Origin of the sequence: Falsibacillus pallidus (genome assembly GCF_050990905.1) — a bacterium.
Classification (GTDB): Bacteria; Bacillota; Bacilli; order Bacillales; family DSM-25281; genus Falsibacillus; species Falsibacillus pallidus_A.
Window position 1 is genome coordinate 1,242,593 of the sequence record NZ_CP158866.1, and the last position, 22,484, is coordinate 1,265,076.

A 22,484-nucleotide genomic window follows, 5' to 3' on the forward strand; every position below is an offset into this window, starting at 1 on the left:
GCATCATGGCCAAATCACAAAAAACACCGGAACAAAAGCAATATGAGCAGCTCGAACAAAAGTATGAACTGAAACGTCCCGTATTGGCCAATTGCTTCAAAGCTTTTCTTGTCGGGGGAATCATTTGTGTCATTGGACAGGCAATTTCGTATTTTTATATCTATTTTTTTGATTTTACAGAACAGACAGCAGGAAACCCAACCGTGGCAACAATGGTATTTCTCTCCATGATCTTAACTGGATTTGGAATTTATGACCGCCTCGGGCAATTTGCTGGTGCAGGAAGCGCGGTTCCCGTAACAGGATTTGGGAATGCTGTCATCTCAGCAGCTATCGAACACCGCACAGAAGGATATGTCCTCGGCGTTGGTGGAAATATTTTTAAACTTGCCGGTTCCGTCATTGTATTTGGTGTGTTTTCAGCATTCGTTCTTGTATTGATTAAAACCCTCCTGATGAAATGGGGGATTATATAATGCTTAAAGGCAGCCAATCTTGGTATTTCGCCAACAGACCAGTGATTTTATCTACAGGGGTCGTAGGGGGGCCATTTGAGAAAAACGGCCTTCTGGCATCAGACTTTGATCAATTCCATGGTGACCTTTGGATGGGGCAGGATACGTATGAGAAGGCACAGAGAATAATGATTGAAGATGCAGTACAACTTGCGCTTCAAAAAAGCGGAATCACACAAAACCAAGTTCAGTATTTTCTATCTGGAGACCTGATTAATCAAATCACTCCTTCCAGTTTTGCAGCAAGAACTAATCAAATACCTTATTTAGGGCTATTCGGAGCCTGCTCTACTTCTATGGAAGGACTCGCTATATCAGCATTCATGATCAATTATCAAGGGGCCAAATATATTGTGACAGGAGCTTCCAGCCATAATGCTGCAACAGAGAAACAGTTCCGCTATCCAACTGAATATGGCGGACAGAAGCCGCCGACAGCTCAATGGACAGTCACTGGTGCAGGATATGCTCTGATAGGTGCAGGACAAAACGTCATAGGACCGCATCCAAGGGTCGTATCGGCCACCATCGGCAAAGTGGTTGATATGGGGCTGACGGATCCATTTAACATGGGAGGGGCCATGGCTCCTGCTGCAGCAGATACAATCCAGGCGCATTTCAAGGACCTTCAATTGGATCCTTCCCATTATGATTTGATTGTGACTGGAGACTTAGCCAAGATAGGGCGTCAGACGGCACTGGATTTGCTTAAGCAAAAAGGCCTGGATATAAAAGAGGAGCAATTTCAGGACTGCGGCATGATGATCTATAGTTCGGAGCAGCCCGTACAGGCTGGTGCAAGCGGACCTGGATGTTCCGCAACCGTTTTATATGGCCATCTTCTCAACCAAATGAAACAGGGAGTGTATAAACGGATTCTCGTTGTCGCGACAGGGGCCCTTCTTTCCCCGTTGACCTTTCAGCAAAATGAATCCATCCCATGCATTGCCCACGCCGTATCCATCGAATTTATGTGATGCATAAGAAAGGAGATGTAAAGCGATGTTAGCCATGTTTTTATGGTCTTTTATCATTGGGGGTGCCATCTGCGTCATTGGGCAGCTTTTGTTTGACGTTGCAAAGCTGACACCTGCCCACACGTTGAGCCTGCTTGTTGTGATAGGTTCCATTCTGTCTGTGTTCGGCCTTTATGATCCACTTGTCGACTTTGCTGGCGCAGGTGCCACTATTCCCATTACCAGCTTTGGCAACTCGCTCGTTCACGGTGCCATGCAAGAAGCAGACAAGCATGGGATTGTCGGAGTGCTGACAGGAATGTTTGAAGTGACATCATCTGGAATATCCGCTGCTATAATTTTTGGATTTATTGGAGCCCTTATTTTTAAGCCGAAGGGCTGAGTCATGCGGAATGGACAAAGCTTCAAGATGCAGGTGGAATATAATCCTTTAAAAGTTTAGGGAATCCGCCCATACACATTTTCATCATCTCACATATGTTATGAGTGTACTAAAGAGAAAAGTGAGGTGACAGTCAATGCCTTATGGTTATGGATGGGGCGGCGGCTACGGATGTGGATGTGGCGGCGGTTTCTACGGAGGTTCTACATTTGTTTTGATCGTGGTGTTGTTTATCTTGTTGATTATTGTGGGAGCTAGCTTCTGCTAATAACAGCAAGGAGAAAGGACAGAACCCCCGGGTTTTGTCCTTTTTTCTTTTAGATATGTAAAAATTCATTTTTATTTCAACAGCGGTGTTTATAAATCCCTCCTTTAAATGCAGTTTTCCCTTTTTATTCACCCTTTGAATTCATTCTCATACTATAGAGTAGTTGAAAGAGAGGGCGTGAGAGAATGGAAAATCAATTCTTTAAAAACTTGGAAAAGAAAACCGGAGTCAACATGAATGATGTATTTGAGTTGGCAAACTCTTTGCAAAATGCAAATTTCAAGGATGAACAGACAGTTCGGGGAGTCATCAAACGAGTTTCCCAAATAGCAAATAAGCCGGTTTCAAAAGAAATGGAAGACAAAATCGTTCAATCCATCATAAAAGATGGGAAGCAGCTTGACTTTGGAACCATTTCTAAAATGATCAATAAAAAATAACAGCTAAAAGCACTGAGCGATAGTATATCGACCAGTGCTTTTCAATTTAAAAATACCCACATAAATCTTGGCCGTCATTCGTAAATTGTATACAAAAGGCCGTTTCCTTTACGTGGAAATGGGGAATATTCATTAGTAACAGGAGGTGAAGATCATGGGATACATCGCACCCATCCCGCATTATCAATATCAGCAATACCAAGAAAGAGTCAATAGTAAACAATATGATCCGTTCTTTCTGCAGCCTATAGCAAAAATAACTCCAGTTGGTAAATTTGAGATTGCAAAAGATCTTCCTGAAAATCAAGAATCTAAAAAAAGGAAGCAGTCTGCTTCATATTCTACCCCTGTACAAAGAACAAAGAATAAGAATAGAATGATAAACGATTTCTCTCCCTATACCGGTAAAGGCAAGTATATTAACGAAGTCATTTAACTTGGAAGGTCGTACCCTTGAACAAACAAAGAGTCTCCTTCTTTCCATTCCGCGAATAATACTTTTTTATAATCGGCATATCCCTGCAGTTTCAGCTCGCTTTTTAACCATTCTTCTGACTTGTCATACACCTTTAGATTATCGTAGATGATATGTCCCTCTAGTATTACAGCAACAGGAATGGAAACTGAGCTTGGAGCAAGATTTAAATCTTCTCTTGTGACGTTTTGAAGCAGTGATTTTTTTTGGATGGACACGCTTCCATCGGACTCTAAAAAAGCAAATTCACAATCCCTTACTGAAAATACATCTTTCGTTCTCAGCAAGTGCTGGAGCTGGTTCAAATCAAGATGATTCCTCTTTAATGCTTCATAGTCAATTTTTCCTTTATGAATAATGATGGTGGGAGTGCCTTCAAGAAAATGCCTGGCTTTTCTGGATTTCTGGGTAATGTACTCCGTGATATAAACGAGGAGACCCCATAAAAAGACTGCAAAAAGGATTTGCTTCACACCAATTTTCCCGTCATATAAAGCATTTCCAACCAACTCACCTAAAATGAGGGCAGAAATAAAATCGAATGCAGTGATTTGAGTGATCTGCGTTTTTCCGATGATTTTAGTCAAAATGAATAAAGCGATATATCCAACAAATAGTTCAAAACCAATATGTAAGTAGTCCATTATTAATTCCCCTTTATATTACCCGATATCCACTGTTCTTCATTATGGACAATTGAAAAGGGGAGCATACATAAAAAGCATAAGAAGAGGCTGCCTCTGGAATAGAGAGGCAGCCTCCGTTATTATATTGTTTTCTCCATGGTTCTATGGGGTATTCCGGCATCAAGGAATTCATCAGAAACGATTGCATACCCCAGTTTCTCATAAAATGGAATGGCATGGGTCTGAGCGTTGAGCTTCAATATCTTTAACCCCTGGTTTTTAGCAAAGTCTTCAATTCCATCCATGATGATTTTACCGGCACCTGTACCCCTTTGAGAGGAAAGGACGCAGATCCGTTCTACTTTCCCTTTTCCTTCAAGGATTCTGAAGCGGCCAGCACCTATAGGGCCCCCATCATTCATCAATAAAAAGTGTGTGGAATCATTTTCAAATTGATCGATTTCTTCTTCTTCAGGCACCTTCTGTTCCTCTACAAATACCTTCGTACGGATGAGGAAAGCCTGCTCTAATTCTTGTTTGTTTTGTACAACTTGCAATTTCAATGATTATCCCTCTCCTAAACGGAATGTTTCATAGACTGTCCAAGAACCGTTTTCCAATTGATAAAGCAGATGGAAGCGGTCAACGACTTCTTCGTGCTCTACGCCAAGCATTCTTAGTGAGCCATAAACATCGGAATGCTCTTCATCGGATAATTTTTGTGCAATGGTGATATGAGGGACAAAAGAATACTCTGAGTCCTCGCCATTAAGATTTGCATTGAGTTCTTGATGAAGGCTTTCGAGTTCTGGAGTTGGCTCCACTTTCATGTAAATGACATTATTGACCGGCTGAAATGAGCTGATTTTAAAAGCACTCATTTTGAATGGAGTATGGTTTTTTGCCACAAGCTCCAATTTTTCTACAGCACTTTTAATTTCATCCTCAGCAAGTTCAAATGCATTTTTTAAAGTTAGATGCGGTGGGATTAATGCGTAATGGGGATCGTAGCGTTTACGGTAAGAGTTTGCAAGATCTTGAAGCTTTTTGGATGGGAAAATAGCGACACCATACTTCATAGTGTAGTCCTCCTTATTTTTCTATAGAGAGTACAATCTTTTGTAATTGATTATAACATTTTTTTGAATATTATAATATAAATTGAGGGTGCACCCCAATATTTTTCATATGGGGTGCATAAAAATATTGCTTTTGTACTATAAAGCTCAGTACATGTACTTCAATGCCCGTTTTAGGTCGGGCTGCCAATGCTTCCATGTATGGTCGCCATCGAATTCTTCATAAAAGCACGTATAGTTTTTTTCTTCCATCAATTCATGAAGGGATCTATTTGGAGAGAGGAAGTCTTTGACTTTTCCATCGGTAGTCCTTACCTCTGTTTCGCCCTTTCCAATGACATGATAGATATTAAGGAGCTGCGGTTGGCTTAATTGCTCCACGTTTTTGAGTACTTTATCATCGACATAAGGGGACTGCATGATGACTTTTCCAAACGTATTAGGATACTTCACTGCCGTCATGAGTGATACGGTCGCACCGAGGGAGTCGCCGATCAATCCGCGGCCCAGACCCATATGGTAGGTTGGATATTCCTTATCCAGGAATGGGACCAGCTCATGCGCAAGAAAACGGATATAGGCAGCATTCTGTTCGCCATCTGGATGATACTTTCTTCTGCGGTCTTCCACATCTTTATAAGGGATTCCAACTATAATAAGATTTTCTATCTCCCTGTTATCCAAATACTCATCAGCAAGCCGGGCAATCCTTCCCAGTTGAAAGTAATCCTTGCCATCCTGGGCAATGAGTAAAGAGTATTTATACAGGGGCGAAAAAGTGGCTGGCAAATAAACTAGTAATTTTATTTCTTCCCCAAGTTCCATACTTTGAAACGATAATTCATTAATTGTTCCTTTTGGTGTAGACATGATGAATACCTCCAACAATGACAAATAAATAAAGCGTATACATTTGATTTTATCATAAATGAATTTTCTTTTCTCCAATTAGGATTATGAAGAGTAGATGAAAAGGAAACTCTCTTATTTGCGCAATTTTTCAACAATTCAAACGTGTATTGTGTTAAAATAGTTTTTGGTAACATTTAACTAATGTAGAAAAAGGGGGAAGAAACATGAAAAAAAGAAGCTTTTTTCTCGGCACCGCATTGATGATTGTCCTATCACTGATCCTTGCAGCTTGCGGCGGCGAGAAAACAGGTTCAGGCAAGCCTAAGTTCATCAGCATCGCAACAGGAGGTACCGGCGGGACTTATTATCCGCTGGGAGGAACTTTCGCTAAATTGATCCAGGATGAAACTGGCATCGAAACAAACGCTATCACTTCCGGTGCTTCTGCGGAAAATATGGCTTCCTTAAAAAAGAAAAAGGTAGAAATTGCATTTACCCAATCTGATATAGCGTCCTATGCTACTAAGGGTGAATTGATGTTCAAGGATAATAAAGTAGAAAATGTACAGGGTATTGGAACTCTCTACCCTGAGACCATTCAAATCGTCACAACAAAAGATTCCGGTATTTCTTCTGTGGCAGACTTGAAAGGGAAAGTAGTCTCAGTCGGTGAAGCAGGTTCTGGAACACTGGCGAATGCTGAACAGATTCTTGAAGTATACGGGATGAAAACAGATGACTTAAAAGCGCGCAATCTATCTTTTGACGACTCTGTTCAAGGAATCCAAGATGGAACGATCGACGCTGCCTTCATCACATCCGGTACACCTACAGGAGCGGTTGAAGGACTTGGTGCACAAGTAGAGATCAGTATTGTGCCGCTTGATGATGATAAGATTTCTGACTTGATCAAGAAATATCCTTACTATGCCAAAGATGAAATCAAAAAGGGCACGTATGGTCTGGAAGATCCTGTGACGACTGTTGCTGTTCGCGCAATGCTCGTCGTTCGTGATGATTTATCTGAGGATACAGTTTATAAAATCACCAAAGCGATTTATGAGCATACAGATAAAATCACTCATGCCAAAGGTGAATACATTAAAGCAGAAAATGCCCTCAATGGCATGGGCATCAAATTGCATCCAGGTGCAAAAAAATACTTCGATGAAAAAGGCATTAAGCAAAAATAGGCTGCTAAAAAGAATAGACCGTTTAGGCGGTCTATTCTTTTAAAATGATTCAGGGTGGCATGCAGAAATGAAAATTCAACAAAAAAGATTCTATTTATTTAGTTTAGGAGCGGTACTTTGCCTTTCAGCAGGACTGGTCCTATTTTATCTTCCATTGAAGCGGTGCCTGGTCATCGATTCAATGGAAGATAAAAAACTGATTGCGTATATCGAACTTGGAAAAACAGATTCTTTTCAGATTCAATATACTCACTCCATCCATCTGTCGGAGGTGAAGGAGTCATATCGGATCAAAGAGAACAATGATATCGAACAGGTTGAACTAATGTACAGTGATACGGCTATCGGCATGCCTGCAAATGCAGAAAAAGGAGAAACTTTTGAAATGAAGGATGGAGAGTACTTCATCAGGAACATGAAAAGAGAATTCCCCTTTATCCCATTAAGTGTAGGACAGGTAGCAGCCAATCATAGACTTCTCTTTCAAGGGAAAGTCTATCCTCTGAAAAATTATGTGAAGCCTGGCAGCATCATAAAAATTGATGTGAGGAAACTATCAATTTGGGATTTATGGAAAGGAGTGAATATTCTTGGCAAGAGATAACGAAAATCAAATGAACGAATCTCTCACCGTTGAACAGCAGCAGGAACTATTGGAAAAATTCGACCCGGAAGCGGGAACGAGGAAGCTGAAAGGACCGACTAAACATATCGTCTTTTTCGGTTTGCTTGCTTTTTCATTATTTCAGCTTTATGCATCCATTACTCAAGTTTTTCCTAAGCAAATACTTCTATCGATTCACTTAGGATTTGCACTTTCTTTAATATTTTTACTTTTTCCGGCAAACAAAAAAGCCAGGGATAAGAATAAAACAACATGGTATGATATGATCCTATCTGTTCTTTCAGTTGGAGTGGGAATCTATTGGCCATTGATGATGGATGATATCGTCAATCGCGTAGGGATTATGACCACTCTTGATTTTGCAGTGGGAATCATTGCGGTTCTACTGGTACTTGAAGCAACAAGAAGGGCTGTCGGTCTTCCAATCATGACCATCTCTTTGCTGTTTTTGATTTATGCATACTTTGGCCCCTATATGCCAGGGTTTCTTGCACACAGAGGATTGGATTTAGAGGACTTGGTAAAAACCATGTTCTTCACGACTGAAGGAATATTAGGTACGCCATTGTCTGTTTCAGCTACATATATTTTCTTATTCTTATTGTTTGGGGCATTTCTGGTGAAAACAGGCGTGGGACAGTATTTTAATGATTTAGCTGTTGCCATCGCAGGAAAGCGGATCGGTGGTCCGGCAAAAGTAGCCATTTTTTCGAGTGCCCTTCAGGGAACAATCAGCGGAAGTTCTGTCGCTAACGTTGTGACTTCAGGATCTTTTACCATTCCAATGATGAAGAGGCTGGGATACAAAAAAGAGTTTGCTGGAGCGGTAGAGGCCGCAGCTTCCACAGGCGGTCAATTGATGCCGCCAATAATGGGGGCTGCAGCATTCCTGATGGTAGAATTCATTGGGGGCATCTCTTATTGGGATATTGCAAAAGCTGCAGCAATTCCAGCTGTATTGTATTTCACAGGCATCTGGATCATGACTCATTTTGAAGCAAAGAGAATCGGATTGAGAGGGCTGACCGATGAAGAGATGCCGAATCGTCTGGAAGTTCTCAAGAAAATTTATTTATTGATTCCTATTTTAACTGTAGTCATTCTTTTGATGCTGCATATGAGCGTTATGAGGGCTGCTTTATGGTCTATCGTGTCGGCTATCATCATAAGCGCTTTCAATAAAGAAACACGGATGAATTTTAGAACGATTATTGAAGCTTTGGTGGATGGGGCAAGGACCGCCTTGAGTGTAGCCGCGGCGACAGCCTGTGCCGGGATCATTGTCGGGGTAGTGACAAAAACAGGTCTGGGATTGAAGCTTGCGAATGGTCTGGTGGATTTAGCGGACGAGAAATTATTGCTGACATTATTCTTCACGATGATTACGGCGCTAATCCTGGGAATGGGTTCGCCGACAACCGCTAACTATGTCATCACGTCGACTATCGCAGCGCCTGCCATTATCCTATTGGGTGTTCCGCAGTTGGCAGCACATCTATTTGTTTTTTATTTTGGTATTATTGCAGATATAACCCCTCCAGTAGCTCTGGCTGCTTTTGCTGCAGCAGGTGTAGCAGGAGGTGAGCCGATAAAGACGGGGGTCAATTCTGCAAAACTTGCCATAGCCGCCTTTATCATTCCGTATATGTTTGTTTTGCAGCCTGATATGTTGATGATTGATACGACGCTGCCGAAAATCATCTGGGTTGTCATTACAGCAATTGCAGGGATGACAGCAATCGGTGCAGGGATGATTGGCTTCTGGTATAGAAAGATGCAATGGTTTGAAAGAATCATAGCCGTAGCAGCCGGACTGATGCTTATTTATCCAGAGGGAATCACGGATATCGTGGGTATTATTCTCTTCCTTGGCATCTTGGCATTACAGATATGGTTTAAAAAAGAATCGGGAACACCAAAAATGAATGCAAGCATCTAATAAAGGAAGCCTCCAAAAATTTTTGGAGGCTTCTAAGTGATTTTATTTATTTTTTTACGAGATTCACCAGCATATGCGCTAAATGATGCTGCTGCTCTTTTGTTCCAACTTCCCACAGCTCATTCAGAAGATGTTCCTCAGCATTACGCGGCTCCTCTTTATTAGCTAGATGACCAGCTACTTTCTCCGCTGCCACAGCAAGCTGTTCTTCATTTAACCCGAGCCTTTCACCCATCTCGACTTTTTTAGCCAGGTACGATTTGAATTCTTCAAAAGACTTTAATAGCTGTTCCTTTTTGGCCTCATCAACATTTTCTAATTTGTCTTCAACTTTATTCATATGATTTTCCAAAATAAAAGCCTCCTTTGAATGTTATTGAGTGTTTACCACATTGGTCGGTTCATAAACTAATTTAGATAGGATTTTCTGTAAATAAAAAAGTTTCATAAAAACAATTGACTTTCTATTAAAAATAAATATAATAGAATATGTAGCTGATAACGATCTGATAGTTCAGCGGGAGAATACTTCCTTGACAGGGAAGGGGTCGGGGGTTCGAATCCCTCTCAGATCATATAGTATACAAAAAAGCATCCTGATTAATCAGGATGCTTTTTTTGACATTTCAACCTCCAAAGGCTATTTTTTTATAGGCCTGAAAGCTGAATTCAGCATTTGCTTGAAAGGTGCCAGAGTGAATTCCTGCTTCTGATTAAGGACTGTGTAGCGAATCAATGCATTATCTGAAGGGGATTGAACCACATATGAAAAGGCGGTCTGCTGTAAATTAGATGCCTTAAAAGAGTAAAGATGGCCATCTGACTCAGAATCCATTTTTAAAGGAATTCCAATGGCCCCAAGCATTCTTAAGGTGTCATGTTCAATGGCAGGCCCATTCATTTCCGGCTCAATCATTTCAATCATCATCACCGTTTTCATCTGCTCCTCGAGGGGCGAATACTCTTGGATATCCTCTGGGGATATTAATTCGTCCATTATGTACATAAAATCCGGTTCTGGCTGTGGTTTGCTGAATTTAAAAGTCTGCATAAATTCTCCTTGTCTCACGTTGATATATTTATAGACGCAATTCAGGGAGAAACGTTACAAAAAACAAAAAATTACTTTATATAAAAAACCGGCCGAGATTTGGCCGGTCTTTGTCACTTTGCTTCATTATGTTGAAATGCACTGCATTTTGAATTGCAGCTTTTCTTAAGGGAGCATGTCCCGCATACTCCTTCTTTACTCCTCTTGATAAACTTATATAGTGTGAATCCGGCATAACCAAAGATGAGCAGTCCGATTAGAATGCTGGCAATCATGATAACGCCTCCTTAGATAGTAATGAAGAGTTTCCCTGTCTGATAGATGACAAAGGAAAGCAGATAAGCAATAGCAAGTGCGTATCCGATCGAGAACAAAGTCCACTTCTTGGAGCCTGATTCATTCCTGATGGCTGCAACTGTTGCTACACATGGCACATACAGCAAAATAAATACCATGAAGCTATAGGAGCTTAAAGCAGTATAATGATCGGCCAATAGACCTTGCAATGTATTTGTATCAGGTGTGTGGTAAATGATATTCATGGTTGATACAACAACTTCCTTTGCAAGGAACCCCGTTAACAGTGATGCTCCGGCCTGCCAGGAAGCAAATCCCAGCGGGGCAAGCAGCGGAGCGATGAATCCGCCTATCATGGCAAGGAAGCTATCATCCATCGGGACATTCAATCCATCAGGTCCTGCATAGGATAAAAGCCAAATGAATACAGATCCTCCGAAAATGAATGTACCTGCTTTACGAACAAATCCTTTTCCTTTTTCCCAAGTACTCCTCCAAAGTGTCTTTGTATGAGGAATTCGATAGGGAGGAAGTTCGACCACAAATAATGATGCTTCATTTTTTAATATGGTCTTAGAGAAGATGCTGGCTAACAGCAGGGCGACCGCGATTCCTAAAACATAAAGGGAAAAAACGACGATCGATTGATGTTTTGTGAAAAACGCTCCGGCAAACAAGGCATAGACAGGAAGTCTGGCAGAACAGGACATCAATGGAGTGAGGAGGATCGTCAAAAGCCGCTCCTTAGGCTGCTCGATTGTTCTTGCAGCCATCACCCCAGGCACATTGCACCCAAAACCGATGATCATGGGAATAAATGCTTTCCCATTCAATCCTACACGCTCCATGAGTCTGTCCATGACCAATGCAGCCCTTGCCATATATCCTGAATCCTCTAAGAAAGATATAAACAAGAAAAGGATGAAAATCTGGGGGACGAAAACGAGGACCCCGCCTACCCCGGCTACTATGCCTTGGATCAATAAATCTTTAATAAATTGATTTGCTTGGATGGCATCCAATACAGCAAGTATGATATTTGTCACCGGCCCTGATAAAAAAGCATCCAAAGCATCTGACAATGGAGTACCAATCCAGTCAAAAGTAAACATGAACATAATATACATAAATAGAAAGAATATAGGGATGCCAAGCCATTTGTTTGTGACAATTTTATCTATCTTGGCAGAACCTGACTCTTTGCCGGGTGTCTCATGGATTTGGACCTGCTTGATTACATTTTGAATCCAAGTCTTCCTTATTTGGAAAATCCGCTTGGAAGGGGTGAGTCCATTTAGATCTACATTCAGATCTTCAACAATTCCCTTCAGAACTTCCCGATCAATCCAGCCTGCAGCATAATCAATAGAATGTTGATTTCCTTCCAAAACTTGCAGAGCAAGCCAGCGTTTAGGAAATGGAAGGTCATTGGGAAGAAGGGAATTGATTTTTTTGATGGCTTCTTCCATTGCTTCTCCATAGTCAACCAATACTCGAGAGGCACCTGCAGAATCTGACAGCGCTTCCTGAAGATCCTTACAGCCTTGTCCGGTTCTGGCTATGATTGGCACTACAGCAGCCCCTAAAAGGGAAGATAATTTATTAGTATCAATTTGGATCCCGCGGTTTCTTGCAACATCCACCATATTCAAGCCAATGGTCACGGGCTTTCCGTATTCTAAAAGCGACAATGTAAGCTGTAGATTACGTTCCAGTTGTGACGCATCCACGATATTTAATATGTTTGAAAAATCGTCATTTAGCAGGAAATGGATAACGACAGATTCATCTCTCGACAGGGGCTGCAAGGAATACACGCCGGGCAGGTCGATCAAGTGGCCATTATGATTTGATAGGACACCAACCTTCTTTTCGACTGTGACGCCGCTCCAATTTCCCACATATTCATATGAATTGGTCAATGTGTTGAACAAGGATGTTTTTCCTGTGTTGGGATTACCGATTAGTGCTGTTTGCATGATTCCAATTCCACCTTAATGAATTCGGCATCCTTGCGGCGGATCCCGATCATCTGCCCACCGCATTCAACCATACATGGTCCGCCGAATGGAAGGGAACGCTCCAACTTGATGGGGCATCCTTCGCATACTCCAATATGCAGGAGCCGATTCTGTAAGATTCCTGTTGTTTTAGAAATATCTTTTATATAGCCAATTTGGCCTTTTTTCAGTGATGTAAGATTCATATGAAAAATCCCCATTCAATTATCTTTTGTTCATTCAATTGCATTGAGAATGATAAATCTTCTCAATTACATTTTTATTCTAACATAGAATTAATTATGTGAGAATGAAAATATAAAAAAAGCCAGACAAAATGTCTGACTTTTAATATTGAGTTATTATCGGTTTTTATCGACTTTCCATCATAGCAACAAGTTTTCTTGAAATAGATAGTAGTACAAGACCAAGCACGATGGCTGCTGCTCCGATTACAAGGAAGATTTCCAAGTAGCCCAAGGATTCAGTTAAGGCTGCAAGCTGTCCAGCGACAAAATTCGCCACTGAACTTGAGAATAGCCAAACCCCCATCAATAAAGAGGCCAATTTGACAGGCGACACTTTACTTACAAGAGAAAGTCCTACAGGCGACAAGAATAATTCCCCGAGTGTATGCAGGAAATAAGTGAATACAATGAATAAAAGATTTGCTTTAACTGGAATGTTCGATTCATCGCTTCCTGTTTGAAGGACGGCTGGAATCAATACAAGGAATCCAATTCCCAATAAAATCATCCCGATTCCCATTTTGGTGGTCATTTTTATATCACCGCGTTTGCTATTGGATAGCTTAGACCAGATGGCTGATAGAATCGGTGCCAAAATGATGATGAATACTGGGTTGATTGATTGGAACCATGAAACCGGTACTTTAAACCCAAATACAGTACGGTCAACAAACTTTTGAGTATACAAAGTGAATGAACTGCCAGCTTGCTCAAATCCTGCCCAGAAGAAGACGACGAAGCATGTAATGATGATGATTGCCCATGTTCGTTTCTTTTCTGCAGGAGTCAATGGCTGGGAAGGAGCTTTGCTTTCTTTCTCCAACCCTTGACGCAATGGCTTTTTCCCAATGTCCCCCAGATATTTCTTACCTAATGCGCTGTAAATGATCTGGCCGATAATCATCCCAATCGAAGAAGCAAGGAATGCCCATTGGAAGCCCCAGTGCTCAATCCCATTTGCATCTTTAGAGAAAAATAATGTTTCTGCCAGATATCCTGCGATAAGTGGAGCAAAGAAAGCACCTATGTTGATCCCCATATAGAAGATAGTGAATGCTGCATCTTTTCGTTTATCATTTTTCGGGTAAAGTTCCCCGACAAGTGTTGAGATATTCGGTTTAAAGAAACCGTTTCCAATGATCAATAATAATAGGCCTATGTATAGCCCGGTCTTAGAATGTGTTGCGAATACCGTAAAATCCCCGCATGCCATCGTAATGCCCCCGATGGTAATGGCGCGCTGCAGGCCGATGAATCTGTCCGTAAGATATCCTCCGATTAGTGGAGTGAAGTAGACGAGCCCTGTATAAAGTCCGTAGATTCTTAATGCTGTAGCATCATCCATGCCCAGTCCGCCGCTGATATAGGCAACTGTTAGATATAGAACAAGAAGCGATCTCATTCCATAATAGCTGTAGCGTTCCCAAAGTTCGGTAAAGAATAATAAGTATAGTCCTTTAGGATGTTTTTTTGTGTTGTTCTGCAATGTGCCTTCCACCGAATCACCTCTGTTGTCTGAAATTTTTCAACACAATTTGAAATTATAATTTACTAAAAATTTATAATCAATGAATAATGGAGAAGTAATAATCTTAAAAGTATTGCTCCAATTCAGAGATCGATTAACTGTTGTCCTATAGAAGCAAATTATCGTCGACAGATTCTTCTTGTAAAATATCACCCATTCCTAAATAATTATTCATCTTAAAATAGAAAAACATCCCGAAAGAGGGATGTTATACACTCGATTGCTTTAGAGTGGTTTTTATGATTTCAATGGTTTTTTCCTGTTCCTCTAAAGTCAGCGAGGAGCCTGATGGAAGGCATAATCCGGTTTTGAATAGATGGTTGGCAATGTCCTTGCCATCCTCATGTTCAAAGAATGGGGAGCCGAGGAATAAAGGCTGGGTATGAAGTGGTTTCCAAATGGGCCTTGCTTCAATATTTGCTGCTTCGAGGGCATGTATCACCTGGTGAGGAGAGGGATGGTATTCAGGGGAGATGGTAATGGCTGTCAGCCATCGATTTGATTTAGTATCCGGCAATTCCGGCATGAAACCAACCCCGTTTATCGAAGACAAGCTGCTTTTATAGCGGTTAAAAATATCACGCCTTGCATCAACCCGGTCCTCAATATGAAGAAGCTGGCCCCGGCCGATTCCAGCAAGGATATTGCTCATGCGATAATTAAAGCCTTGATGGCTATGCTCGTAATGGATGGCAGGATCCCTGGCCTGGGTAGCAAGAAATTTGGCTCTTGCTATGGCTTCTGAGTCATCTGACAACAGCATGCCGCCACCTGAGGTCGTGATGATTTTATTTCCGTTGAAAGAGAGGATCCCAAACTTTCCGAATGTCCCGCACTTTTTTTCTTTATAGCTGGAACCAAGGGATTCTGCGGCATCTTCGATGATAGGCACTTGATAATAGTCGGCAATGGCGCATAATTCTTCATATTTAGCACTTTGTCCCAATAAATTTACGGTGATGACTGCTTTCGGCAGGCAGTTTTCTTTTTTCATATTATAAAGTGCTCTTTCCAATGCTGCAGGGGACATATTCCATGTGTCGGGCTCTGAGTCGATAAATACTGGGTGTGCCCCTTGATATAAAATGGGGTTTGCTGTTGCTACAAATGTAAGGGACTGGCAAATAACAAAATCATTTCTGGCAATCCCCAATAGAATCAATGCTAAATGGATGGCGGCAGTTCCTGAACTGACTGCAAGGGATGATGGGGAACCGGTGTATCGGCAGATTTCATTTTCGAATTGGACCACATTTTCTCCAAGAGGCGCAATCCAATTGGAATCAAAAGCTTGTTGAATGAAATGCTGTTCATCACCGCTCATATGGGGAGGTGACAAATAGATGCGTTTGGATTTATTCATGTCCGGCCGTCCTCCAGTGTTTTTATGATTTTTGCAGGCGAACCGACAGCGGTGGAAAAAGGAGGGATGTCATCAATGATGGTGGAACCTGCCCCAATGATGGACCAGGACCCCACTTGTCTGTCTGGGATGATGCAGGAAGCAGCCCCGAAATGAACACCCTCACCAGCTTTCACGTTTCCTGTCAAAGTGGACTGTGGGGATAGGTGGACAAAGGAATCCACAAAACAGTCATGTTCCACCACTGCATGTGAATTGATGATGCAGTGGCTTCCGATGAACGTGTCAGCATTGATGACTGCAAATGGCATAATCACTGTACCATCACCAATAAGAACATTTTCTCCTATGGAAGATTGGGGGTGCATGGCTGTCCCGAATTGAATTGGGTATTGCTTCAATTCCTCAGCTATGTGTTTACGTTTTTTGTTGTCTCCAATTGTGATGATGAAGGATAAAGAATCATCTGAATCAATCAAGTACGGCAAATCCTTTATTTTTCCCAGCACAGGCAATCCGCAGAAGGATGTTTCAGTTTTGTTATCATCTAGAAACCCCAGCACTTTATGGCCGCTTGCGATCAGAATGTCCTTCACTACCTTGCTATGGCCGCCTGCCCCGATTAAGACAAACAATGTGCCCACCTCATTTCAGTAGAAGTTGGTCTTTGCGATGAAATCCGGGGTCACGGTCGTCTTTTCGATAGTGTGGATGATGATGTCGGAAGCATCGCCTGCGCCGTAGATATTTTTGACCCGATTAAGCTTTTTGTTATATTCCTCATCTTCAATAACATGCAGTGCATGATCCAGTTCCTCTTTTTCAGGAGCGGCATCAATGACATTTAAGGAGCGTTCACGATGATTTTGGCGAGATCCTATATTTATGACAGGGATCTGGTAGGTGGCAGCCTCGATGATGCCGGAAGAAGAGTTGCCGATAAGGGCATGGGCATGTTTCAGAATTGTTAAATAATCATGGTGGTGAAAATTTTTAACCATATTGAAATGGGGGTCACCTTCAAATTTTTTGTAGCATTTCAGGATATCGCCTGCTCCGGCATCTGTATTCGGAAGGATGCAAATGATTGGCTTTCCTTTGGTGATCAATATTTTCAAAATGGTTTCAGTCTGCTTTAATATTGATTTCCATTCATACGAGACAGGGTGAAAAATGAACAGATAATAAGATTTGGAAGAGATTGTTTCAGGCAGCCCATATTCCTGCAAAACCAATTCCAGATCTTTTAGAGGCTCTGCGAACATTCCCTCTACGCGAAGCGATCCGGCAACATAAATCCTTGAGGGATCTTCACCCATTCTTTTCAATCTCGCGCCGCTTTTTTTGGTGGCTGGGAAATGGATGTGGGATAGTTTTGAAATTGCGTGGCGAATGCTTTCATCTATGGAACCAGACCGTTCGCCGCCATGCAGATGGGCAACAGGAATATTTAAATGGACGGCAGCAATGGCAGCTGAAAGCATTTCTCCCCGGTCCCCAAGGACAATCACCCAATCGGGTTTATTTGTTTCGAACAGCTGTGTCATTCCTAACACGCCCAAACCGATTGACCTGGCCATATTGGCGTCGTTTTGATGGAGCATGATGGTGTCCACGATTCCCATGATGGGAAATCTGTCTTTTTTTATAAGTTCAAACGTAAAGCCGTGTTCAGGTGAAAGATGCATCCCTGTAACTAGAAGGGACAATTTAAAGGATGGATGACGATGGATTTTCTTCAGCAGCGGATAATAAATTCCATAGTCTGCCCTTGTTCCAGTAACGACACAAATGCTCTTCGCCTTCTTATTCATGACAGATCATTCCAATCTAATGGCTCATCTGCCTGTTTGTCTTTATTGATTTTTCTTCCGGTGACGAAGGGCAGGTATTTCGGCGGGATTCCATTTCCGGGTCTTTTGATCGTTAGAGTGTCTGGTGAAATGATATCCCCGCTGCATAATGGCGAAGAGGCAATCAAACTTTTTCTTGCAGCCGTACGAGTGTTTTTTTCAGATGGCATGCATCGTTTTTTTCCGTCTCCAAGCATCTTTTCGGTTCTTCTGATAGCTGCCGTATACTCTGCAAATTGTTCAGGGGTTAAAGAGGCTTTGTGGTCAGGACCTGGCAGAAGCCGATCGAGGGTAATATGCTTCTCGATGATTTTTGCGCCGATTGAAATTGACGAGACAGCCGCTTCCATTCCTGAAGTATGGTCAGAATAGCCGACAATCTTTTGAAACGCGTGTTTCATTGCGGGAATGGCCAGGAGATTCAGTTCGTCATATGGTGCAGGATAAGAAGATGTGCAATGGAGAAGGGCGATAGCTGGATGACGGATAGAATGGATCGCATCTTCAATATCTGCCAGGTTTGACATGCCGGTTGAAAGAATCAAGGGTTTCTGAAAAGAACCGATCTCTGCTAGCAGCGGGAGGTTTGTTAAGTCTCCGGATCCTATCTTGAAAGCATGCAAGCCAAGATTATTCAAAAAACGGGCACTTTCTATATCAAATGGGGTTGAGAGAAATTCAATTCCTTTTGAATGGCATACCCTTTGTAAGTGTGCGAATTCCTCAAAGGTCAATTCCAGTCCTTTCAACATATCAAACTGTTTATCTCCGTCACTTTCATCTGTTAATTGATAGTCGGCTTTTTGGGCGGATTTAGAAACGAGAAGTTCGCTTTTAAAGGTTTGGAATTTTACAGCATCAGCCCCGGCATAATAGGCAGCTTCAATAAGTTTCTCTGCCATTTCAATTGACCCGTTATGATTGACCCCCGCCTCTGCGATGATATAGGCAGGGGATTCTTCAGATATGATCCTCCGGCCGATGGTTATCATTTTTTTTCCCTCTCTTTTCCATAACATAGGATGCCAGCATAAAATCATAGATATCATCAATATCAATGGAAGATTCTTTATCCATTAAATATGGGACGGCATGTTCCTTGTATAGCACCCCGTCCCTGATAAAGTGGGATTTTGTGATGTAAATGGCTCCATTCAGTTGATAATAGGGTGGATAATCCTGTCTTCTGCTCATTGGAGAAGCAGGGAAGATGGGTTCGATGCAGCCATTTCTTATTTCTCTGATTAGGAATGGATGAGTATCTGCTTCACTAATGCTGACTAACGGCATCCCCCGGTCTTGATAAATTTGATGGGCTTCCTTAATATGCCTGGCAGTCCGCAGCGGGGAAGTAGGCTGAAGCAGAATGACGTTCACTGATTCCGCAGAATACCGTTTCTCTAGGACATGCTGGATGACTTCAATTGTTGAGGTTGTATCTTCTGCTAAATGAGGAGGACGTCTGAGTGGAAATACCGCACCATATTCCTTGGCAATATTCATGATTTCGTCTGAATCCGTTGAGACTACCACTTCATCCAAAATATTTGACTTTAATGCCCCTTCAATCGTATAGGCAATCATCGGCTTCCCATTCAGGGGGAGGATATTCTTGTTTTTCAATCCTTTTGAACCGCCTCTTGCCGGGATGATGGCAATTGTTTTCATTTTTCACCTCTGATTAAATGAAACTTGTATTTTTTAATAGTTCTTTTATTTGGCTTTTATTCAAAGGTTCAGTTCCATTGGAAGCATAAGGTTTTTTTGCAGATTTGGAAAAATCCTGCTGGAGGCTTTTTTTGCTGTTCCTTTCAGGGACGATCATGAACATCAGGTCATTTTCATATGCACGCTCTGATTCTTCCAAGGTCATTAATTCCTCATGAAGCTTTTCACCAGGCCGCATGCCGATCTTAATAATGCCGGGATGGCTTTCTGCGCTCCCTGTTTCTAAATAATCTTCTAATAGAACTTCTGCCAGGTCATTGATTCGGATGACAGGCATCTTAAGCACAAATGTTTCCCCTCCGCCTGCCATGGAAGCAGCCTTTAAGACCAGGCCAGCGGCTTCCTCAATGGTCATCATAAACCGTGTCATCTCTTTATGTGTCAATGTAATGGGCAGCCCTTTTTTCAATTGCTGGATGAAAAGGGGAATGACAGACCCCCGCGACCCCATGACGTTCCCAAATCGGACACAGCAGAATTTAGTACGGCTGGATCCTTTATAAAACTCTGCGGCGGATATGATTTTTTCTGAAAGAAGCTTTGTTGCCCCCATTGTATTTACAGGGTTCACTACTTTATCCGTAGAGACGGATACCACTTTTTCTACTTCATTGGCAATGGCCGCTTCAATGATATTCTGAGTCCCGAGAACATTGGTTTTGACTGCTTCAAATGGATTGAATTCACAGGAAGGAACGTGTTTCAGGGCTGCTGCATGAAAAATATAATCTATGTCTTTAGCGGCATAGATAAGCCGGTCTTTTTCCCGGATATCCCCAACAAGATAGCGGACATTATCATGACCGGCAAACTCTTGCTGCAGCTGAAAATGCTTTGATTCGTCCCTGCTGAAGATTCTGATGACCTTGGGGGACTGTGCAATGATTTGTCGTACTAATTCACTCCCGATTGAACCTGTTCCACCCGTGATCAGTACTTGTTTTCCGTTGAACATGAACGATTCCCCCCGAAAAGCGGCATGGGTGTTCCATATTATTGTTATACAACTGGATAAAACAAAATAGAACCGCTGGAAAAGCCCTTCCCTTGTACTTATCTCGCTCGCGAACATATTTTTCCTGTCCATACCATATCAATGAGCAATAAAGGAGCGGAGGCAGAGGTATACGCCGATTAAGCTAAGCGAAGGAGGATTCATTTGGACCGATTTGATAATTTAAATTACCTGAGGGCAAACAACAAAGAAGTGTATGAGAGGATGAAAGAATACAAACCGGAGAATGTTTTCGAACAGGTCAAACTGGATGGAAGAGTCATTGATTTAAGAAAAGAAGCTGATACAGATGCAGGCTTTATTCATGGGGGACCCGATCAGTTGGAAGAGGAAGCGGAAAAAGTAATCGCAGCTCAAAAGGCCATGATCAAAGAGGATTCGCATGTGCTTTTTTTTGGAACGGGGCTAGGGTATCACATTGAGAAATTCATAGAATTATATCCAAACCAACCATTTTCTATTTACGAACCTTCTATGGAGATATTTCATCATCTTTTGCAATCACGTTCCATCTCTTTTATGGAAAGGGCCCGAGGCTTCATATTAGGAGAAATAGGGAAAGATAATCACCCCCATGCAGATGCTTTGGCTTCCCAATTGAGCGGCAGGGTAACTGTTATTCCCCTCCCGAGCTACGAGCTGCTCTATCCTGAAGATTACGCAGATTTCCTGGATGCTTTAAGGACATCCTTTGAAAGAAAACGATTGAACCTGGTGACATTGGCGAATAACCAAATGAATTGGATACGGAACTCCATCATCAATTTCCCAACTACATTCACTACACCAAACATTTTGAAAAAAAAGTCACATTTTCAAAACAAGCCAGCGATTATAGTGGCAGCCGGACCATCATTGCATGAAGAACTTGAAAATCTCAGGTATATCAAAGAAAACAGACTGGCATATATTTTTGCAGTTGGCTCCGCCAATAAGCCCCTTATTCAAGCAGGTATATACCCTGATGCTGTCTGTTCATTTGAACCTCAAAGTGTAAACCAGCATGTCTTCAAGGAAATTGTGGAAAGAGAGATAAAAGAAATACCGATGATATTTGGTTCAAGCATCTGCCATCAGACTCTTACAAACTATCCAGGTCAAAAGTTCCATGTATTGATTAACACACGAGATCCCATTTCGCGCCTCTATGCCAAGAATACAGACGGGACACTCCCGGAAACGGTGAATGATGCGTATTCCATTGCGATTGTAGCCTATCAGATGCTGATGAAGCTGGGGTCATCCCCTATTATATTGGCAGGGCAAAACCTTGCTTTCAGAAAAGGGCAGTATTATGCGAAGGGCATTTCCTATGACTGGAGGGATGCTGAATTAAGTGAAGAGGAATTAAAAAAACAGTATATTCCTGTTGAGGACGTAAACGGTGAATGGATTGAGACGGATGCTTCTTTAAATGAGATGAGAATCCTTTTGGAAAACTATATCGAAATGAATCAAAATGAAACAATCAATACGACAAAAGGCGGTGCAAAAATAAAAGGAACTTCATTTGTCGAATTAATTGATGTCATCCACTCAAGGCTGAAGAACCCATGTGCAGCAGATGAATGGATAGCGGAAGAGGATGAAGGCTATTCAAAAGAGTTTTTCATTGAGGCTTCCACCAAGCTTGAGAAAGAAAAAACAAATTTCTTCAATCAAGAAAGAGAACTGTTAAAAGGAATTGAAAAAGCAAAAAAACTTGTAGAAGCCAGGAAATCAGCAGTAAGCATCAATCATGCTGTTCAAAAACTGAATGGATTGTATAAAGGATGGACGCAGAACTACTTTTATAAGGAAATAGCCAGTTCTCTAAATCCGCTGGGGTATGAGGTCTTTGCAGAAAAAATGAAAAAGGCAAGAGAAATCACATTGTTCCATAAACAAAGAAGCGAGATGATTGGAGCGATGGAACAATATATCAAAAAATGCTATGAAGATGCAAAAGCGATTGATGGATACCTGACAGCCGCTCATAAAGAGATTGGATCTCAATTAAAAAACTGAACCGGGTAATATCCCGCTTCAGT

Annotated in this window: 26 protein-coding genes and 1 tRNA gene; 11 read left to right on the forward strand and 16 right to left on the reverse strand. The window is 41.8% G+C overall.

What is annotated here, in order from left to right; genetic code table 11:
- The first annotated feature begins 5 nt into the window (after window positions 1-5).
- The 6 genes from spoVAC to ABTV07_RS06650 all read left to right on the forward strand — a co-directional run bounded on the left by spoVAC (window position 6) and on the right by ABTV07_RS06650 (window position 3,018).
- The gene (spoVAC, locus tag ABTV07_RS06625; RefSeq protein WP_433749002.1) at window positions 6-476 is read left to right on the forward strand and encodes a stage V sporulation protein AC; all 471 of its coding nucleotides are present in this window, start codon (window positions 6-8) and stop codon (window positions 474-476) included.
- Window positions 476-1,492 carry a stage V sporulation protein AD gene (spoVAD, locus tag ABTV07_RS06630; protein WP_433749005.1) on the forward strand — a complete coding sequence of 339 codons (1,017 nt, stop codon included), beginning with the start codon at window positions 476-478 and terminating at the stop codon, window positions 1,490-1,492. The genes spoVAC and spoVAD overlap by 1 nt, the downstream gene beginning before the upstream one ends.
- 25 nt (window positions 1,493-1,517) lie before the next feature.
- Window positions 1,518-1,874 carry a stage V sporulation protein AE gene (gene spoVAE / locus ABTV07_RS06635; RefSeq protein WP_433749007.1) on the forward strand — a complete coding sequence of 119 codons (357 nt, stop codon included), beginning with the start codon at window positions 1,518-1,520 and terminating at the stop codon, window positions 1,872-1,874.
- Between the two features lie 136 nt (window positions 1,875-2,010).
- The gene (locus tag ABTV07_RS06640) at window positions 2,011-2,142 is read left to right on the forward strand and encodes a YjcZ family sporulation protein (protein WP_433749010.1); all 132 of its coding nucleotides are present in this window, start codon (window positions 2,011-2,013) and stop codon (window positions 2,140-2,142) included.
- Window positions 2,143-2,327: 185 nt separating this feature from the next.
- Window positions 2,328-2,582, forward strand: coding sequence for a stage VI sporulation protein F (locus tag ABTV07_RS06645; RefSeq protein WP_433749013.1), 255 nt, complete (start codon window positions 2,328-2,330; stop codon window positions 2,580-2,582).
- Between the two features lie 154 nt (window positions 2,583-2,736).
- Window positions 2,737-3,018, forward strand: a complete 282-nt coding sequence (locus ABTV07_RS06650) for a hypothetical protein (protein ID WP_433749016.1) — start codon at window positions 2,737-2,739, stop codon at window positions 3,016-3,018.
- Here ABTV07_RS06650 and ABTV07_RS06655 read toward each other — a convergent pair.
- From ABTV07_RS06655 to ABTV07_RS06670, 4 genes are all read right to left on the reverse strand, one after another.
- Window positions 3,015-3,701, reverse strand: coding sequence for a DUF421 domain-containing protein (locus ABTV07_RS06655; RefSeq protein WP_433749019.1), 687 nt, complete (start codon window positions 3,699-3,701; stop codon window positions 3,015-3,017). The two genes, ABTV07_RS06650 and ABTV07_RS06655, sit on opposite strands and share 4 nt — an antisense overlap.
- Before the next feature lie 122 nt (window positions 3,702-3,823).
- Window positions 3,824-4,246, reverse strand: coding sequence for a GNAT family N-acetyltransferase (locus ABTV07_RS06660; RefSeq protein ID WP_433749022.1), 423 nt, complete (start codon window positions 4,244-4,246; stop codon window positions 3,824-3,826).
- Between the two features lie 3 nt (window positions 4,247-4,249).
- Window positions 4,250-4,762, reverse strand: coding sequence for a YjcG family protein (locus tag ABTV07_RS06665; protein WP_433749025.1), 513 nt, complete (start codon window positions 4,760-4,762; stop codon window positions 4,250-4,252).
- A 147-nt stretch (window positions 4,763-4,909) separates the two neighbouring features.
- A complete protein-coding gene (locus tag ABTV07_RS06670; protein ID WP_433749028.1) occupies window positions 4,910-5,632 on the reverse strand; it encodes an alpha/beta hydrolase in 723 nt (240 codons plus the stop codon).
- Window positions 5,633-5,838: 206 nt separating this feature from the next.
- Here ABTV07_RS06670 and ABTV07_RS06675 point away from each other — a divergent pair, with 206 nt between their 5' ends.
- From ABTV07_RS06675 to ABTV07_RS06685, 3 genes are all read left to right on the forward strand, one after another.
- Entirely contained in the window at window positions 5,839-6,807 is a 969-nt protein-coding gene (locus ABTV07_RS06675; protein ID WP_433749031.1) for a TAXI family TRAP transporter solute-binding subunit, read from the forward strand.
- Window positions 6,808-6,874: 67 nt separating this feature from the next.
- Complete coding sequence (locus ABTV07_RS06680) at window positions 6,875-7,411, forward strand: DUF1850 domain-containing protein (protein WP_433749034.1); 537 nt, start codon at window positions 6,875-6,877, stop codon at window positions 7,409-7,411.
- Window positions 7,412-7,421: 10 nt separating this feature from the next.
- A complete protein-coding gene (locus ABTV07_RS06685) occupies window positions 7,422-9,371 on the forward strand; it encodes a TRAP transporter permease (protein WP_433751137.1) in 1,950 nt (649 codons plus the stop codon).
- 46 nt (window positions 9,372-9,417) lie between these two features.
- On the opposite strand, the gene ABTV07_RS06690 is transcribed toward ABTV07_RS06685, so the two are convergent.
- A complete protein-coding gene (locus tag ABTV07_RS06690) occupies window positions 9,418-9,711 on the reverse strand; it encodes a DUF3243 family protein (protein ID WP_433751140.1) in 294 nt (97 codons plus the stop codon).
- Between the two features lie 163 nt (window positions 9,712-9,874).
- On the opposite strand from ABTV07_RS06690, the gene ABTV07_RS06695 reads away from it, so the two are divergent.
- Window positions 9,875-9,946: transfer RNA gene (locus ABTV07_RS06695), tRNA-Val, on the forward strand.
- Between the two features lie 65 nt (window positions 9,947-10,011).
- Here the strand turns inward: ABTV07_RS06695 and ABTV07_RS06700 are convergent.
- From ABTV07_RS06700 to ABTV07_RS06750, 11 genes are all read right to left on the reverse strand, one after another.
- The gene (locus ABTV07_RS06700) at window positions 10,012-10,422 is read right to left on the reverse strand and encodes a hypothetical protein (protein WP_433749037.1); all 411 of its coding nucleotides are present in this window, start codon (window positions 10,420-10,422) and stop codon (window positions 10,012-10,014) included.
- Window positions 10,423-10,535: 113 nt separating this feature from the next.
- Entirely contained in the window at window positions 10,536-10,697 is a 162-nt protein-coding gene (locus ABTV07_RS06705) for a FeoB-associated Cys-rich membrane protein (RefSeq protein ID WP_433749039.1), read from the reverse strand.
- Between the two features lie 12 nt (window positions 10,698-10,709).
- Window positions 10,710-12,698, reverse strand: a complete 1,989-nt coding sequence (gene feoB / locus ABTV07_RS06710; protein WP_433749042.1) for a ferrous iron transport protein B — start codon at window positions 12,696-12,698, stop codon at window positions 10,710-10,712.
- Window positions 12,683-12,925 (reverse strand): FeoA family protein, encoded by a 243-nt coding sequence (locus tag ABTV07_RS06715; RefSeq protein WP_433749045.1) that lies wholly within the window; start codon window positions 12,923-12,925, stop codon window positions 12,683-12,685. The genes feoB and ABTV07_RS06715 overlap by 16 nt, the downstream gene beginning before the upstream one ends.
- A gap of 166 nt (window positions 12,926-13,091) precedes the next feature.
- Window positions 13,092-14,453 carry a peptide MFS transporter gene (locus ABTV07_RS06720; RefSeq protein ID WP_433749048.1) on the reverse strand — a complete coding sequence of 454 codons (1,362 nt, stop codon included), beginning with the start codon at window positions 14,451-14,453 and terminating at the stop codon, window positions 13,092-13,094.
- 250 nt (window positions 14,454-14,703) lie between these two features.
- On the reverse strand, window positions 14,704-15,858 hold the full coding sequence (locus tag ABTV07_RS06725; RefSeq protein ID WP_433749051.1) for a DegT/DnrJ/EryC1/StrS family aminotransferase: 1,155 nt from the start codon (window positions 15,856-15,858) through the stop codon (window positions 14,704-14,706).
- A complete protein-coding gene (locus tag ABTV07_RS06730) occupies window positions 15,855-16,493 on the reverse strand; it encodes an acetyltransferase (RefSeq protein WP_433749054.1) in 639 nt (212 codons plus the stop codon). The genes ABTV07_RS06725 and ABTV07_RS06730 overlap by 4 nt, the downstream gene beginning before the upstream one ends.
- A gap of 15 nt (window positions 16,494-16,508) precedes the next feature.
- Window positions 16,509-17,672: a UDP-N-acetylglucosamine 2-epimerase gene (gene neuC / locus ABTV07_RS06735; protein WP_433749057.1), complete on the reverse strand. Its 1,164-nt coding sequence runs from the start codon at window positions 17,670-17,672 to the stop codon at window positions 16,509-16,511.
- A complete protein-coding gene (gene neuB, locus ABTV07_RS06740) occupies window positions 17,669-18,703 on the reverse strand; it encodes an N-acetylneuraminate synthase (RefSeq protein ID WP_433749060.1) in 1,035 nt (344 codons plus the stop codon). The genes neuC and neuB overlap by 4 nt, the downstream gene beginning before the upstream one ends.
- Entirely contained in the window at window positions 18,672-19,379 is a 708-nt protein-coding gene (locus ABTV07_RS06745) for a cytidylyltransferase domain-containing protein (protein ID WP_433749063.1), read from the reverse strand. Before ABTV07_RS06745 ends, neuB begins: the two co-directional genes overlap by 32 nt.
- Window positions 19,380-19,392: 13 nt before the next feature.
- Window positions 19,393-20,394 carry a UDP-N-acetylglucosamine 4,6-dehydratase family protein gene (locus tag ABTV07_RS06750; protein ID WP_433749066.1) on the reverse strand — a complete coding sequence of 334 codons (1,002 nt, stop codon included), beginning with the start codon at window positions 20,392-20,394 and terminating at the stop codon, window positions 19,393-19,395.
- Window positions 20,395-20,598: 204 nt separating this feature from the next.
- Between ABTV07_RS06750 and ABTV07_RS06755 the strand changes: the two genes are divergently transcribed.
- Window positions 20,599-22,461, forward strand: a complete 1,863-nt coding sequence (locus tag ABTV07_RS06755) for a motility associated factor glycosyltransferase family protein (protein WP_433749069.1) — start codon at window positions 20,599-20,601, stop codon at window positions 22,459-22,461.
- Window positions 22,462-22,484: the final 23 nt, after the last annotated feature.

Bases quoted from the DNA above. Each gene is read 5' to 3' on its own strand.
- spoVAC (WP_433749002.1), top strand. From the start codon at position 6: ATGGCCAAATCACAAAAAACACCGGAACAAAAGCAATATGAGCAGCTC.
- spoVAD (WP_433749005.1), top strand. From the start codon at position 476: ATGCTTAAAGGCAGCCAATCTTGGTATTTCGCCAACAGACCAGTGATT.
- spoVAE (WP_433749007.1), top strand. From the start codon at position 1,518: ATGTTAGCCATGTTTTTATGGTCTTTTATCATTGGGGGTGCCATCTGC.
- ABTV07_RS06640 (WP_433749010.1), top strand. From the start codon at position 2,011: ATGCCTTATGGTTATGGATGGGGCGGCGGCTACGGATGTGGATGTGGC.
- ABTV07_RS06645 (WP_433749013.1), top strand. From the start codon at position 2,328: ATGGAAAATCAATTCTTTAAAAACTTGGAAAAGAAAACCGGAGTCAAC.
- ABTV07_RS06650 (WP_433749016.1), top strand. From the start codon at position 2,737: ATGGGATACATCGCACCCATCCCGCATTATCAATATCAGCAATACCAA.
- ABTV07_RS06655 (WP_433749019.1), bottom strand. From the start codon at position 3,701: ATGGACTACTTACATATTGGTTTTGAACTATTTGTTGGATATATCGCT.
- ABTV07_RS06665 (WP_433749025.1), bottom strand. From the start codon at position 4,762: ATGAAGTATGGTGTCGCTATTTTCCCATCCAAAAAGCTTCAAGATCTT.
- ABTV07_RS06670 (WP_433749028.1), bottom strand. From the start codon at position 5,632: ATGTCTACACCAAAAGGAACAATTAATGAATTATCGTTTCAAAGTATG.
- ABTV07_RS06675 (WP_433749031.1), top strand. From the start codon at position 5,839: ATGAAAAAAAGAAGCTTTTTTCTCGGCACCGCATTGATGATTGTCCTA.
- ABTV07_RS06680 (WP_433749034.1), top strand. From the start codon at position 6,875: ATGAAAATTCAACAAAAAAGATTCTATTTATTTAGTTTAGGAGCGGTA.
- ABTV07_RS06685 (WP_433751137.1), top strand. From the start codon at position 7,422: ATGAACGAATCTCTCACCGTTGAACAGCAGCAGGAACTATTGGAAAAA.
- ABTV07_RS06690 (WP_433751140.1), bottom strand. From the start codon at position 9,711: ATGAATAAAGTTGAAGACAAATTAGAAAATGTTGATGAGGCCAAAAAG.
- ABTV07_RS06700 (WP_433749037.1), bottom strand. From the start codon at position 10,422: ATGCAGACTTTTAAATTCAGCAAACCACAGCCAGAACCGGATTTTATG.
- ABTV07_RS06705 (WP_433749039.1), bottom strand. From the start codon at position 10,697: ATGATTGCCAGCATTCTAATCGGACTGCTCATCTTTGGTTATGCCGGA.
- feoB (WP_433749042.1), bottom strand. From the start codon at position 12,698: ATGCAAACAGCACTAATCGGTAATCCCAACACAGGAAAAACATCCTTG.
- ABTV07_RS06715 (WP_433749045.1), bottom strand. From the start codon at position 12,925: ATGAATCTTACATCACTGAAAAAAGGCCAAATTGGCTATATAAAAGAT.
- ABTV07_RS06725 (WP_433749051.1), bottom strand. From the start codon at position 15,858: ATGAATAAATCCAAACGCATCTATTTGTCACCTCCCCATATGAGCGGT.
- neuC (WP_433749057.1), bottom strand. From the start codon at position 17,672: ATGAATAAGAAGGCGAAGAGCATTTGTGTCGTTACTGGAACAAGGGCA.
- neuB (WP_433749060.1), bottom strand. From the start codon at position 18,703: ATGATAACCATCGGCCGGAGGATCATATCTGAAGAATCCCCTGCCTAT.
- ABTV07_RS06745 (WP_433749063.1), bottom strand. From the start codon at position 19,379: ATGAAAACAATTGCCATCATCCCGGCAAGAGGCGGTTCAAAAGGATTG.
- ABTV07_RS06750 (WP_433749066.1), bottom strand. From the start codon at position 20,394: ATGTTCAACGGAAAACAAGTACTGATCACGGGTGGAACAGGTTCAATC.